The organism is Salipiger marinus (assembly GCF_900100085.1).
GTDB lineage: Bacteria > Pseudomonadota > Alphaproteobacteria > Rhodobacterales > Rhodobacteraceae > Salipiger > Salipiger marinus.
On record NZ_FNEJ01000012.1, the window covers coordinates 124201 to 137645 of the forward strand.

At 71.2% G+C, this 13445-nt stretch carries 13 protein-coding genes; 6 read left to right on the plus strand and 7 right to left on the minus strand.

The window, feature by feature from the left end; genetic code table 11:
• Positions 1 to 20 precede the first annotated feature (20 nt).
• From BLR51_RS15005 to BLR51_RS15020, 4 genes are read right to left on the minus strand one after another with little or no spacing between them, the layout of a single operon-like run.
• The gene (locus BLR51_RS15005) at positions 21 to 563 is read right to left on the minus strand and encodes a cytochrome b (RefSeq protein WP_089848391.1); all 543 of its coding nucleotides are present in this window, start codon (positions 561 to 563) and stop codon (positions 21 to 23) included.
• On the minus strand, positions 550 to 1359 hold the full coding sequence (locus tag BLR51_RS15010) for an ABC transporter ATP-binding protein (protein ID WP_089848393.1): 810 nt from the start codon (positions 1357 to 1359) through the stop codon (positions 550 to 552). The genes BLR51_RS15005 and BLR51_RS15010 overlap by 14 nt, the downstream gene beginning before the upstream one ends.
• Positions 1356 to 2399 (minus strand): FecCD family ABC transporter permease, encoded by a 1044-nt coding sequence (locus tag BLR51_RS15015; protein ID WP_207543635.1) that lies wholly within the window; start codon positions 2397 to 2399, stop codon positions 1356 to 1358. Before BLR51_RS15015 ends, BLR51_RS15010 begins: the two co-directional genes overlap by 4 nt.
• Positions 2396 to 3502 carry an ABC transporter substrate-binding protein gene (locus tag BLR51_RS15020; protein ID WP_242656741.1) on the minus strand — a complete coding sequence of 369 codons (1107 nt, stop codon included), beginning with the start codon at positions 3500 to 3502 and terminating at the stop codon, positions 2396 to 2398. The genes BLR51_RS15015 and BLR51_RS15020 overlap by 4 nt, the downstream gene beginning before the upstream one ends.
• Before the next feature lie 101 nt (positions 3503 to 3603).
• On the opposite strand from BLR51_RS15020, the gene BLR51_RS15025 reads away from it, so the two are divergent.
• Positions 3604 to 4476: an alpha/beta hydrolase gene (locus tag BLR51_RS15025; RefSeq protein WP_089848395.1), complete on the plus strand. Its 873-nt coding sequence runs from the start codon at positions 3604 to 3606 to the stop codon at positions 4474 to 4476.
• Between the two features lie 23 nt (positions 4477 to 4499).
• Here BLR51_RS15025 and BLR51_RS15030 read toward each other — a convergent pair whose 3' ends face one another.
• The 3 genes from BLR51_RS15030 to BLR51_RS15040 are packed head-to-tail and all read right to left on the minus strand — an operon-like array spanning position 4500 to position 10220.
• Positions 4500 to 8360 carry a non-ribosomal peptide synthetase gene (locus BLR51_RS15030; protein ID WP_089848397.1) on the minus strand — a complete coding sequence of 1287 codons (3861 nt, stop codon included), beginning with the start codon at positions 8358 to 8360 and terminating at the stop codon, positions 4500 to 4502.
• A 1-nt stretch (position 8361) separates the two neighbouring features.
• Positions 8362 to 8598 carry a phosphopantetheine-binding protein gene (locus BLR51_RS15035; RefSeq protein ID WP_089848399.1) on the minus strand — a complete coding sequence of 79 codons (237 nt, stop codon included), beginning with the start codon at positions 8596 to 8598 and terminating at the stop codon, positions 8362 to 8364.
• Positions 8595 to 10220, minus strand: a complete 1626-nt coding sequence (locus tag BLR51_RS15040) for a (2,3-dihydroxybenzoyl)adenylate synthase (RefSeq protein ID WP_089848401.1) — start codon at positions 10218 to 10220, stop codon at positions 8595 to 8597. Before BLR51_RS15040 ends, BLR51_RS15035 begins: the two co-directional genes overlap by 4 nt.
• A 301-nt stretch (positions 10221 to 10521) precedes the next feature.
• Between BLR51_RS15040 and BLR51_RS15045 the strand changes: the two genes are divergently transcribed.
• Genes BLR51_RS15045 through BLR51_RS15065 form a run of 5 tightly spaced genes read left to right on the plus strand, consistent with a single transcriptional unit; the run spans position 10522 to position 13429 of the window.
• Positions 10522 to 10953: a hypothetical protein gene (locus BLR51_RS15045; protein WP_242656742.1), complete on the plus strand. Its 432-nt coding sequence runs from the start codon at positions 10522 to 10524 to the stop codon at positions 10951 to 10953.
• Entirely contained in the window at positions 10950 to 11612 is a 663-nt protein-coding gene (locus BLR51_RS15050; protein WP_089848403.1) for a MotA/TolQ/ExbB proton channel family protein, read from the plus strand. Before BLR51_RS15045 ends, BLR51_RS15050 begins: the two co-directional genes overlap by 4 nt.
• Positions 11605 to 11997 carry an ExbD/TolR family protein gene (locus BLR51_RS15055; protein ID WP_089848405.1) on the plus strand — a complete coding sequence of 131 codons (393 nt, stop codon included), beginning with the start codon at positions 11605 to 11607 and terminating at the stop codon, positions 11995 to 11997. The genes BLR51_RS15050 and BLR51_RS15055 overlap by 8 nt, the downstream gene beginning before the upstream one ends.
• Positions 11997 to 12383, plus strand: a complete 387-nt coding sequence (locus BLR51_RS15060) for an ExbD/TolR family protein (protein ID WP_207543636.1) — start codon at positions 11997 to 11999, stop codon at positions 12381 to 12383. Before BLR51_RS15055 ends, BLR51_RS15060 begins: the two co-directional genes overlap by 1 nt.
• A complete protein-coding gene (locus tag BLR51_RS15065; RefSeq protein ID WP_089848409.1) occupies positions 12380 to 13429 on the plus strand; it encodes an energy transducer TonB family protein in 1050 nt (349 codons plus the stop codon). The genes BLR51_RS15060 and BLR51_RS15065 overlap by 4 nt, the downstream gene beginning before the upstream one ends.
• Positions 13430 to 13445: the final 16 nt, after the last annotated feature.

Genomic DNA, 13445 nt, shown 5'->3' on the forward strand with positions numbered 1-13445 from the left:
CATCACGGGGTGCGGGCGGCTTAGCGCCGTCCGGCCATCCGCGCCAGCGTGCCGTCGCGCCAGACCCGTTCGTGCAGCACCACCATGGCGACATGGCCCAGCACCAGCACCCCAAGGATCCATGCCAGTTCGCCATGCAGCAGATTGGCGGGGGTCGTGGCCCAGCCCAGCTCCACCTCGCGCCCCGGGAAAACCGGGATGCCAAAGGGCGCAAAGGGCCGCGTGCCACCCCATGCCCGCAGCAGCGCCAGCGACGGGATGGCAAGCATCATCAGATACAGCAGCCCATGCCCCGCCTGCGCTGCCATGCCCACCAGCCCCGCGCTATGGGACGGGCGGCGGCCCCGGTTGGCCAGCGCCCAGCACCCCCGCAGCAGGATCAGCGCAAACAGCAGCGTGCCCACCGGCGCATGGGTGCCGACAAAGAAGCTGACCAGCGGCGTGCGCCCCAGCAGCAGCCGCAGCCCCATCCCGACAAACTGCCACAGGATCAGCGCCGCCATCCCCCAGTGCAGCGCCCGTGTCACCAGCCCGTAGCCGGTATGCGTGTCACGCCAGTGCATCTTCTGTCTCCGTGTTCTGGGACAAGCCGTCCACCATCACCATCACCCGGCCCGCCGAGCAATGCTCGACCCGTGCCCGGATGCCGTAAACCTGTGCCAGCCGCGCGGGCGTCAGCACCTCGGCCGGCGGGCCGGAGGCGGCGAGCCTGCCGCCTTCCAGCAGCACGATGCGGTCGGCCCATTGCGCGGCCAGCGCCAGATCATGCAGCACCGCGATCACCACCCGGCCTTCGCGGGCAAGCGCCCGCGCCTCTGACAGCAGGTGGAACTGCCGCGCCAGATCCAGCGCCGAGGTCGGCTCGTCCAGCAGCAGCAGCTCGGGGTCGCGGATCATCGCCTGCGCCAGCCCCACCGCCTGCCGCTGCCCGCCCGACAGCGCCGCCATGGGCCGCAGCGCCAGATCGGCAAGGCCGAACCGCGCCAGCACCGCCACCGCGTGGCGCGTCGCGGCGGGCCCGCGCAGCGCCCGGCCCGCCAGCCCGCCGCCTGCGTTCATCGCCACCACCAGCGCCTCCAGCACCGACAGGGCAGAGCGGCTTTCCAGCACTTGCGGCATGAATCCCACCCGCCGCGCCTGTTCGGCGCGCGGCAGCCGCGCCAGATCGTCGCCCTCCAGCGCCACCCTGCCGCTGGCGGGCAGCAGCCCCGCCACCGCGCGCAGCAGCGTCGATTTGCCAGCGGCGTTCGGCCCCGCGATCACCGCAAATTCACCCTTGGGAAAGGCGGGCAGCGTCAGCCCGTCGATCACCCGGCGCGGCCCCCGCGCCACGCTAAGGTCTTGCACCACAAGGCTCATCGCAGATCCCCCTTGCGCAGCACCAGCGCGAAGAACACCGGCAGCCCCACCAGCGAGGTGACGATGCCCACCGGCAGCAGGATGCCCGGCACCAGCAGCTTTGACGCAACCGAAGCCAGCGACATCAGCAGCGCGCCGGTGAACAGGCTCGCGGGCAGCAGGAACCGGTGATCCTCGCCCACGGCCATGCGCGCGATATGCGGCCCGGCCAGCCCGACAAAGCCCACCACGCCGACCATGGACACCGACGCGGCGGCGAGCAGGCTGACCCGCACCAGCGTCCAGCGCCGCAGATGCGCCACGTCCAGCCCAAAGCCCTGCGCCTGTTCCGCCCCCAGCCGCAGCGCGGTCAGCCGCCAGCTGGCCGCCAGCGAAAACGGCAGGCACAGCGCCAGCACGGCGGCCAGCACCGCGATGCCCTCCCACCGCGCGTTCACCAGACTGCCCATGGTCCAGAACACCAGCTGCTGCAGCGCGTCGGGCGAGGCCACGAATTGCACCAGCGCCAGCAGCGCGGCGGCGGTGAAGTTGACGGCGATGCCCAGCAGGATCACCACCTCGCTGCCGCCGCCGCGCAGGGCAGAGGCAAGCTGCAGCAGCCCCAGCGCCAGCAGCGCAAACAGAAAGGCATTGCCCGACACGGCCCAAAGCGCGGGCAGCCCCGGCAGCGCCAGCCCCAGCACGATGGCGACCCCGGCGCCAAGCGCGGCTGCGGCGGAAATGCCCAAGGTGAAGGGTTCGGCCAGCGGATTGTCGAGCACGGTCTGCATTTCCGCCCCCGACAGCGACAGGCAGGCGCCGACCAGCAGCGCCATCACCGCGACGGGCAGACGCACCTGCCAGACGATGACCTCTGCGGCGCGCGGCACCTCGGCGCCGCCCAGCGTGGCCAGAACCTGCCCCAGCGGCAGACCCGAGGGGCCAGAGACCAGATCCAGCAGCACCGAGGCTAGGGCCCCCAGCCCCAGCGCCGCCACCAGCGCGACGCGGCGTCGGGTGCGGCGGCCCTGTTCGGCCAGAATGCCGTCGGCCACGGTCATTGCTGCGGGATCCAGTAGGTGCCCGGCATCGACACCGGGGAAAACCGCGCCTCGATCTCGGCCAGCGTCGCCCTCGGGTCGAGATCGGCAAAAAGCTCGGGATGCAGCTGCTTGGCCAGCGCCTCGATCGCGACGATATGGATGGGGCTGTCGTTGAACAGATGCCAGAGCCCCATGGCGCGGCCCTCCGTCACCGCGCGCAGCCCGGCAAGGCCGGGCGTGGCGGTCAGCGCGTCAAAGCTGGCCTGCGCCGCCCCGGCCTCCACCCCTGCGCCCAGCACCAGCCCGCCGCGCGCCGCCATATGCGCGCCCCCGGTGGCAAGATAGACGTCGGGATCGGCGGCCAGCACGTTTTCCAGCCCCATATTGCCCATGACCCCGGGCACCACCTCGCGCCCGATGTTGATCGCCCCAGCGGCGGTGATGAAATCATCAAACACCCCCGGCCCCACCGTGGCGCAGCAGCCGGTGGGGGCCGCATGCACATGGATGAACACGCGCGGGCGGGCGGGATCGGCCTCGGCGATGCGGGAGGAGACCACCTCCAGATGGTCGGTGTAGAAGCGGGCAAACTCCTCTGCCCGCGGTTCGGCCCCGGTCAGCGCCCCCAGCAGACGCAGGCTGGGCAGGGTATGATCCAGCGGGGCGGTGAAGAAATCCACAAAGGCCACCGGGATCCCCGCCGCATCCAGCTGCTGCAGCGGCATGGCCATCTGCGGATCGCGCGCGTCAATCAGGCTCAGGATCACCAGATCCGGCATCAGCGCGATGGTGCGTTCCACCGACAGCAGCCGGTTGCCCGCCCCTACCGCCGCCACATCCGCCAGCGCCGGAAACCGCGCCAGATAGGCCGCCTCGGTCGCGGGATCGAGCCCCTTGTCCTGCCGCCAGCCCGCCACCAGCGCCACCGGATCGTCCTGCAGCAGGCCCAGCACCGTCAGGTGCCGCCCGTCGCCCAGCACGATTCGCCGCGCGGGCTCGGGCAGAACCACCTCGCGTCCGGTGACATCGGTGCCGCGCACCTCTGCCACAGCCGACAGGGGCAGACCTGACAGAAACAATAGGCCAAGATGCAGCAAGGTGGTGAAAAGACGGAACGTCACAACTCTTCCTTTCCGTAGGGGCAGCGCGGCCCATTGCAGCGGCGCGCACAGCCTTTTAGGTGGACGGCGCACCCGACCGACCTTTGCGAGAGATAAAAGACATGGACAAAACCGTCCGACAACGGGATCTCCCCCCCCACCGGGGGCGCGAAGCGCGGCTTGAGATCCTTGGTGCGCCCGTTTCTACCCACCGCGTCGAAACCTATGTCCTGCCCCGCGATACCTGCGGGCCAGACGATGCCACTGCCCCGGCCACCCGGGTGTTTCTGGCCCTGCCCAAGGCAGCGCCGCTGCGCCGGGGCTTTCCCGTTCTCTACCTGCTCGACGGCAACGCCGCCTTTGACCACCTGACCCCGGCGCTGCTGGAGGCGGTGCCCGATCTGGTGGTCGCGGGCATCGGCTATGACACCGACCAGCAGTTCGCCCGGGCCCAACGGACCTTTGACTATTCGCCGCCCGTGGCACCGGGGGCCGCACCGCGTCCCGATCCGCATCACCCCGACCGCAGGGCGGGCGGCGCGGAGCAGTTTCTGGCCCGGCTCACCGGCCCGATCCGGGCCGAGGTCGAATCCCGCCTGCGGATCGATCCGGCGCGGCGGATGCTGTGGGGCCATTCCTTTGGCGGGCTCTTCACCTTTTACACGGCGATGACCCGGCCTGACGCCTTTTCGCGCTATGCCGCGATCAGCCCCTCGATCTGGTGGGACGAGGATCTGGCCGCCGGTCTGGTGCGGGCACGCCGCCTGCAGCCGCGCCAGCGCACCCGGCTCTGCGTCGGGCTGGGCGACAGCGAACAGCGCACCGGCAGCTCCGCGCCCGCCCGCAAGGGACCGCCGCCGCAGACCATGGCGCTGCTCAACACGCTGTGCAGCCTCGACGGGCTGGAGATGCAGCTGACCATCTATCCCGAGGCGGTGCACATCGCGACGCTGGGCGCTTCGCTGCCGGAAACGCTGCGGATGGCGGCAGCCTGACCCAAGGCGGGATGCGGCGCGGGTCATGCGCGCCGCATCCGCTGGCCGGTCCGCGCCTCGGCTTCGGCCATGCGCGCGGACAGATCCGGCCCCAGCCGTGCGGCGGCGGCGGCGGAGACCATGTCGGGGTGCAGAAGCGGCAGGTCGATGGCCTCGACCGCAGCGGCATGGGCTTGCCACAGCGCTGCGACAAAGCCGCGCCCGGCATGGTCGCGCGCGGCGCGCACATGGGTCAGCAGGCCGGGATAGGCGCGGTGATGATGCGCGCGGATCAGCGCGTTGGTGCCAGAGACCAGCCGCACCACCGCATCCAGCGCCGCCCCCGGCAGATGCCCCATCGGCGTGCCGCCCCGGCGCAGGAAATCCACCACCGCCGCGCGGCTGTCGAGATCGGCATGGGCGTCGGGATCATGCCCCGCGATGGCCAGAAGCGCGCGCAGCGCCTCCGCCTCGGTCAGGTCGGGTTCGGCCCGCCAGACCTCGGCGGGATAGGCATCCAGCAGCGCCACCAGCCCCAGCTCGCGCCCCTGCGCGGCCAGCGTCACCGCCACCTCCTGCGCCAGAATGCCGCCCACCGACCAGCCCGCCAGATGCACCATGCCCTGCGGCTGCGCGGCGGTGATGCGGGCGGCATAGTCCTCGGCCATGGCTGACAGGGTCGCGGGCAGCACCGCGCCCGTCAGCACCGGCGCCTGCAGCGCATGGACCGGGCGGGCGGGGGCCAGCGCGCGGGCGAGCCTGCGATAGCCCCAGCCCAGCCCCCCCGCAGGCGGCAGCAGCCAGAGCGGCGCGCCCTGCCCTTCGGCCAGCCCCAGCAGCGGCTGCAACCCGGCCCGGGCGCTGTCCGCCAGATCCAGCGCGCGGGCCAGCGGGGCCAGCCCCGGTGTCTCGAAGATCTGCCCCAGCCCGGGATCGGTGCCAAACACCTCGGCGATGCGCAGGCTGAGCGTCAGCGCCGACAGGCTGTCGCCGCCCAGATCGAAGAAATCCGCCTCGCGCCCCGGGGGCTGCGGCAGATGCAGCACCTCGGCGTAAAGCTGCGCCAGACGCAGTTCCACCGGACCCAGCGGCGGGGTGCCGGGGGTCATGTCCAGCACCGGCGCGGGCAGCGCCTTGCGGTCAAGCTTGCCGCTGGGGGTCATCGGCCAGCGCTCCAGCGCCACCACCGCCGCGGGGATCATGTGGGCGGGCAGACGGGACGCGAGTTCGGCCAGAACCGGGGTCGCGTCAAAGCCGCGCCCCGCCAGCACATAGGCCACCAGCCGCACCGCACCGTGATCGGCCCGCGCCAGCACCAGCGCGTCGGACACCAGACCCGTGGCGCGGAGCACGGCCTCGATCTCGCCGGGTTCCACCCGCATCCCGCGGATTTTCACCTGATGATCGGCGCGGCCCTGATAGATCACCGCGCCATCGGGGCGCAGTTCCGCCAGATCGCCGGTGGCGTAAAGCCGCTCTCCGGGGGTGAACGGGTCGGGGATGAAGCGTTCGGCGGTCAGCTCGGGCTGGCCAAGATAGCCGCGCGCCAGCTGCACGCCGCCAAGGTAAAGCTGCCCGCGTACCCCCGGCGGCAGCGGGCGAAGCCGGTCGTCCAGAACCAGAAGCCGGGTGTTCCAGACCGGAAAGCCGATGGGCAGCGGGTCGGAGGTGTCGCTGGCCGGCGCGGGCCAGAAGCTGACATCCACCGCCGCCTCGGTCGGCCCGTAAAGATTGTGCAGCTGCGCGGTCATCCGGGCGTGGAAGGCCGCGCGATGCTCGGCGGTCAGCGCCTCGCCAGAGCAGAACACCCGCCCCACCGCCAGCCCGTCAGAGGCCGGATGCGCCAGAAACGCCGCGAGCATGGAGGGCACAAAATGCAGCGTGGTGATGCCCTGATCGCGGATCAGCCCTGCAATCGCCGCCGGATCGCGATGCGCGCCGGGCGGCGCCATGACCAGCGTCGCCCCGCAGAGATAAGGCAGGAACAGCTCCCACACCGACACGTCGAAGGTGATCGGGGTCTTCTGCAGGATCACGTCCGCGGCGCCAAAGCCGTACTGGTCGCGCATCCACAGCAGCCGGTTCACGATGGCGCGGTGATCGATCATTACGCCCTTCGGCTCTCCGGTCGAACCGGAGGTGAAGAGGATATAGGCCAGATCGCCGGGCGTGGTGCCGGGATCGGGGGCTCTGCCCTGCTGCGGCCAGTCCTGCGGCGCAAAGGGCACGGTGCCCCCGGCATCCAGCCCCGGCTCGGCCAGCAGCACGGCAGCGCCGGTGCGATCCAGCAGCCGGGCCAGCCGGGCGGGCGGGTTGTCGGGATCAAGCGGCACATAGGCCGCCCCCGCCCGCAGCACCGCCACCAGCGCCACCGCCAGATGTTCGGACCGCGGCAGCGCCACCGCCACCACGCCGCCCGGCCCCACACCCCGCGCGCGCAGCGCCGCCGCCAGCGCGGCGGAGCGACGGTCCAGCTCGGCATAGCTGAGCGTGGTGGCGCCGAAGCGGACCGCCGTGGCCTCGGGCGTGGCGCGCATCTGCGCGGTCATGAGGTCGGTCAGCGTGACATCGGGCAGCGGATGGGGGGTATGGGCGCCCTGCAGCACGCGGCGGGTTTCGTCCGCATCCATCAGCGGCACATCGGCCAGCCGGTCGGCCAGCAGCGCGCGGCCAAGATAACCCGCCAGCCGGTCACACTGCGCCTGCCCTTCGGCGGCGGTGTAAAGTGCGGGGTTGCTGTCCACCTCCAGCGACAGGGCGCGCAGCGCGTCGCCGCGATAGGTCACGGTCAGATCGTCGACGGCGCCTGCGCCAAGGATGTGCAGCCCCACCTCCAGCCCGGCGAAGCGCGGCGGCATGTCAAAGGGCTGCACGTTGATCATGGGCCCGTAAAGCCGCGCCTCCATCGCGCTGCGGCGCAGATCGCGGCGCATCTGTTCGGCACGGTAGCGGCCATGGCGGCGCAAGCGGGCCAGCCGCGCCGTCGCCTCTGCCACCACCTGCGCCAGCGGCGCGTCGGGGTCGGGATCGCAGCGGAAGGGCAGCACGTTCATCCACATGGCGGGCACGCGGGCGGCGCGGGTGCCCATGCGCGCCATGAAGGGCAGGCCCCAGACCCGGTCACCTTCGCCCGACACGCGCGACAGATACGCGGCGGTGAGCACGGTCAGCAGGTCGGGCCAGCCCACGCCCATCTCCTTGGCGCGCACCAGCAGCAGATCGCGGGTGACGGGCGGCAGATCGCAGCGCGCCCGGTCGAACCTGTGCGCAGTGACGGCGCGGCCCCGGGCGGGGCTGGCGACGTGATCGAGGCCGCGCAGATCTGCGCGCCAGAAGGCGGCATCGGTGGTCCGGCGGTCGGAGGCGCGGTAGGCGGCATCCTCCTCCAGCACCTGATCGAGCGGCGGAAAGGGCGGCGGCGGCGGGTGGCCCTGGCACAGCGCGGAATAGATCTCGCCCACGCGGTTGGTCAGCAGCACGATGCCGAAACCGTCCGTCGCAAGGTGGTGGATGCGCTGATACCAGAAGGCCCGGTCTTCGCTCAGCCGCAGCAGCACGAAGCGGGCGAGCGGATCGCGGGCAAGATCAAGCGGTGTGGCGCTGTCCTGCGCCATCATGGCATGGGCGGTGGCCTCTGGGTCCGGATCCGAGGTCAGATCAAGCAGTTCCGCTGCGGGGGGCGTGGGGTGCAGCCACTGTTCGGGCCGCCCGTCGCGCAGCGCGAACCGCAGGCGCAGCGCCGGGGCCTGCGCCACGGCCTCAGTCACCGCCTGCTGGAAGGCTTCCGGATCCAGCGGGCCGCGCAGATCCAGATATTGCCCGGTGTTCAGCACCGGGCTGCGCGGATCAAGCGCCTGCGCGATCCACAGCCCCTCCTGCGCCTCGATCAGCGGAAAGGCGGCCATGTCAGGCGCCCGCCCCCTGTGCCGCCAGCGCCTGCTGCCAGTCGGCCAGCGTGGCGCTTTCCCAAAGCAGGGTGAAATCAAGCGCGGGTTCAACCTCCTGCCAGCGCATCACCAGCGCCATCAGCCGCATGGAATCAAGGCCCAGATCAAACAGGTTGTCCTGCGGCGCGATCTCTTCGGGTGCCATGTCCAGCACCTCGGCCACGTCGGCGCGCAGCCGGTCCAGCGTCAGGGTCATGCGCCCTCTCCCTTGTCCAGATAACGGGTTTTCAGGGCCGCACGCAGCGCCTTGCGGCTGATCTTGCCCACGGCGGTGGTCTCGAACCCGGGGACGAAGATCACCTGATCCGGCACCTTGAACTCGGCGATGCCGCGCCCGCGCACAAAGGACTTGAGCTCGCGCGCCTGCGCCTCGGCGCCTTCGGCCAGCACCACGAAGGCGCAGCTGCGTTCGCCCAGAAACGCATCCTCCACCCCCACCACGGCGGCATCGAACACGGCGGGATGGGCGAGCAGATGATCCTCCACCTCCTCGGCAGAGATCTTTTCGCCCGCGCGGTTGATATGGTCGCCGGCACGGCCCCGCACCTCCAGATAGCCGCCGGGCAGGCGGCGCACCACGTCGCCGGTGCGGTAGAACCCGTCCGGGGTGAAGCTGCGGGCATTGGCGGCGGGATGGTCGTGATAGGCGCGGATGGTGTAGGGCCCGCGGGTGTAAAGGTTGCCCGGCTCCCCCTCGGGCACCGGGGCGCCCGCATCATCCAGCACCAGCACCTCGTCATCGGGGCTGATCGGGCGGCCTTGGGTGGTGGTGATGATGTCGTCGGGATCATCCAGCCGGGTGTAATTCACCAGACCTTCGGCCATGCCGAACACCTGCTGCAGGGTGCAGCCCAGCACCGGGCGGACGCGGGCGGCGGCTTCGGCCATGAACTTGGCGCCGCCCACCAGCAGCACCTGAAGGCTGCGGAGATCGTGTTTCGTGCGCGGCGCCGCCTGCAGCCAGAGCAGCGCCAGAGGCGGCACCAGCCCGGTGAGGGTCACGCCTTCGCGGGCGATCAGGGCGAAACACGGCTCCGGCTGCGGATTGGGCGCCATGACCACGCAGGCCCCCACATGCAGCGCGCCCAGATAGCCGGGGCTGCTCATGGGGAAGTTATGCGCGGCGGGCAGCGCCACCAGAAACACGCTGTCCGGCCCCAGCCCGCAGATTTCGGCCGAGGCGCGGATGCTGTAAAGGTAATCGTCATGGGTGCGCGGGATCAGCTTTGGCAGGCCGGTCGATCCGCCGGAGATCTGCAGAAACGCCACCCCGCGCGGATCGCGCGGCACCGGGGCGGGCATTTCCTCGGGTGCAAAGCCCGAAAGCGGCAGGAATTCCGCCGCCTCCCCCGCCACCACCACGCGCAGCCCGGGCAGATCGGCGGCAAGGCGGCGTGCCAGCGGCAGGTAATCGAAGCCCTCGTGCCGGTCGGCGCAGACATAGGCGCGCGCCTCCGACCGGGCGGCAAGGTGGCGCAGTTCGGTTTCCCGATGCGCGGGCAGGGCATAGACCGGCACCAGCCCGGCATGGAACAGGCCAAACACCACCGACAGGAACTCGGCGCGGTTGGGCATCTGCACCAGCACCCGGTCGCCGGGCACCAGCCCCAAACCGGCAAAACCCTGCGCGCACCGCCGCGCCTCGCGGCCCAGATCGGCATAGCTCCAGCGCGTATCACCCGCGACCACGGCGGTGCGGGGGCCGAACTCCCGCGTGATCCGGTCCAGCATCTGGCCAAAACTTTCGCCGGTCCAGTAGCCTTGGGCCACATAATGCGCGGCCAGATCCTCGGGCCAGATCTGCTGGGGATGGGTCATGGCGCCTCGCCTGCTCTGCCGTGTCTCAGCCCGCCCGTAGCAATCTCTACAAAAACAATCAACTTAGAACCGACGCCCCCCGACCCAGCGCCGGGGGGCTGGCAAATGCGGGAAAAGCCGTCATCCTAGGCGGAAACCTGGACATGCTGCTAATGTGTATTAATTTTCTCAGGTATTGAGCCTCACGACAGTGTGTGCCAAAGAAGCCCCCGACCCGCAGCCCCTGCTGTGGCCCACAGACCGCAGCCAGCGGACCGCACCCCGGCCCGCAAGCCCAATCCCCGAACGAACGGAGACGCCCGTGCCGCGCCTGACCCCCAAAGCCCTGATCTGGTTGACACTTTCCATGGTTCCGCTGCAGGCCGCAGCACAGGACGCAGCAGCGCCCGGCCTGTCGGTGGAGCTGAACGCGACGCAGGCCGTCGAGCAGGGTTGCCAGCTGAGCTTCCTGATCCGCAACAGCCATGACACCGACATTGATTCGGCGGTGTTCGAGACGGTGCTGCTGGACAAGGGCGGGCAGGTGGACCGGCTGACGCTGTTCGATTTCGGCCAGCTTCCCGCCGGGCGCCCGCGCGTGCGGCAGTTCGTGGTGCCGGGCACGCAATGTGACGGGCTGGGCCAGATCCTCATCAACGGCGCCAGCCGCTGCGAGGCGGGGGGTGCTGCCTCCAGCCTGTGCATCGACGGGCTGATGCTGAACTCCCGCACCGAGGTGGAGGTGATCGGATGATCGATCTGGTGAAAGAGGCGATCCAGCGCGCCGCCGATCTGGGCGGGCCGGTGGTGCTGATCCTTGGCGCGGTGTCGCTGGTGACGCTGGCGGTGGTGATCTACAAGCTGTGGCAGTTCGCGGCCTCCGGCGTGGGGCGGCATGCGGCGCTGCGGCAGGCGGTGGAGGCCTGGGATGCGGGCGACCGTGCCGGGGCGCGCGCCGCGCTTGACCGGTCGCGCAGCTATCTACGCCCGGTGATCGACATGGCCATGTCCGGCCAGCGCGACGCGCAGCGGCTGGAGGCGGAGGCAGAGACGCGCTTTGCCCGGCTGGAAAAGGGCTTTCGCCTGCTGGATTCCGTGGCGCAGCTGGCGCCGCTGCTGGGGCTTTTCGGCACGGTTCTGGGCATGATCTCGGCGTTTCAGGCGCTGCAGGATGCCGGATCGCAGGTGGATCCGTCGATCCTTGCCGGCGGGATCTGGGTGGCGCTGCTGACCACCGCCGTGGGTCTGGTGGTGGCGATGCCGACCGCCGTGATCCTGAGCTGGTTCGAGGCGCGGATGGAGGCAGAGCGCGTGCTGGCCGAACGCGCCGTGCACACCATCCTTGCCCCCAATGGCGACGCGCAGCGCGCCCCCGCCCGCAGCAGCGCCGAGGCCCGGCCGCGCCATGCGTAAGGCGCGGCGCAGACGGCGGCTGTCGATGACCTCGCTCATCGACGTGATCTTTCTGCTGCTGCTGTTCTTCATGCTGTCCTCGACCTTTACCCGCTTTGCGGAGGTCGATCTGGACGCCGCCGGGTCGGGCGCGCAGGTGGCGGCGGACACCCGCCCGCTGTTCCTGCAGCTGAGCCCCGACCGGCTGAGCCTGAACGGCGCCGACACCGCGCTGGAGGATCTGCCCGCCACGCTGGCCGAGCGGATCGCGGGCGCCGAGGCTGAAACCGCGACGCCGCTGATCATCGCCCTGCGCGGCGAGGTGACGGCGCAGCGGCTGACCGATGTGCTGGTGGCGCTGCGCGGCATCACCGGCCTGCGCGCCACCGTTCTGGGAGCAGGCTGATGCGCAAGGCCCGGCAGAAAACCGAACGCGAACCGACCATCGCGCTGATCAACATCGTGTTCCTGATGCTGATCTTCTTTCTTGTGGCGGGCACGCTGGCGCAGCCGCTGGACAGCACGCTGAACCTTGTGCGCACCGCCGATCTGGAGGGCAACGCCCCCGCCGATGCGCTGGTCGTGCATCCCGACGGGCGCATGAGCCTGAAAGGGAAGGAAATATCCAGCGTCGCCGAGTATATGGCGGGCATCGGACAGGAGGCGCCAGAGCTGGTGCGGCTGGTGCCCGACCGCGACGCCTCGGCGGCGCAGCTGGTGACGCTGGGGCGCGAGCTGCGCGCGGCGGGTGCGCAGCGCGTCGTCATCGTGACCGAAAGGGGGCTGGAATGATCGCCACATCCCGCAAGGTGAAACTCGCCGCCGCCGCCTTGGCGCTGTCGGCGCATGGCGGCATGCTGCTGGCGGTGATGCCCGCAGAGCCGGTGATGATCGAAGGCGCCTCGGGCGGCAGCGACCTGCGGCTGGGATCGGATTTTGCCGATATGGCGGCGGGCACGCTGAGCGCCGAGACCCCAGACGAGATCACCGAGGCCGAACCGGTGGTGCCGCCGCAGGCCGAGCCCGTGGAGACGCCGCAGGCGGAACCGGTGACGCCGGAGATGGCGCAGCCTGCGCCGCCGCAGCCCGTCACCCCGCCCGCGCCGCAGGAAACCCCGCCCGACACCGCCACCGCCGCCCTGCCCGTGGCGCCGCCCGTGGCCGCCGATGCGGTGCTGCCGCAGATGCCGGAACAGGTGGAGCCGCCGGAGGAGACCGAGACAGCGGAGCCGGAGCTGCTGCAGCCCACGCCCCCCGAAGAGCCGGAGGTGGCGGAGGCGCCCGAACCCGAAGAGATTGCGCCCGAACCGGAGCCAGACCTGGCCGAGGCGGTGCAGAGCAGCGCGCCCGAACAGTCGCTGCGTCCGCAGCAGCGCCCCGAACGCCGCCCCGAGCCCGAGCCGCAGCCGGAACCGCGCCGCGCCGAACGCGCGCCGGAGCCGCAGCCGCAGCGTCAGGCCGCCCCCCAGCCGCAGGGCAATGCCGACCGCAGCGCCCGCGCGGGGCAGGCCACGGGCCGGGCCGAGGGCACATCGGCCACCTCCGGTCAGGGCGGGCAGGCCAGCACGGCGGGCAATGCCGCCGCCAGCAACTATCCCGGTCTGGTGATGCGCAAGATCTCCCGCGTGCCGCGCCCGAGGGTGGGCAGCCGGGGCGAGGCGGTGGTGGCCTTCCGCATCGCGGCCAATGGCGGGCTGGCGGGGGCGTCGCTGGCGCGCAGTTCCGGATCGGCGGCGCTGGACAATGCCGCACTGCAGGTGATCCGCCGCGCCGCGCCCTTCCCGCCGCCGCCGCGCGGCGCGCGCAGCGATTACACCATCACCATCAAGGGCCAGTAGGCCGCGCCAGACGACA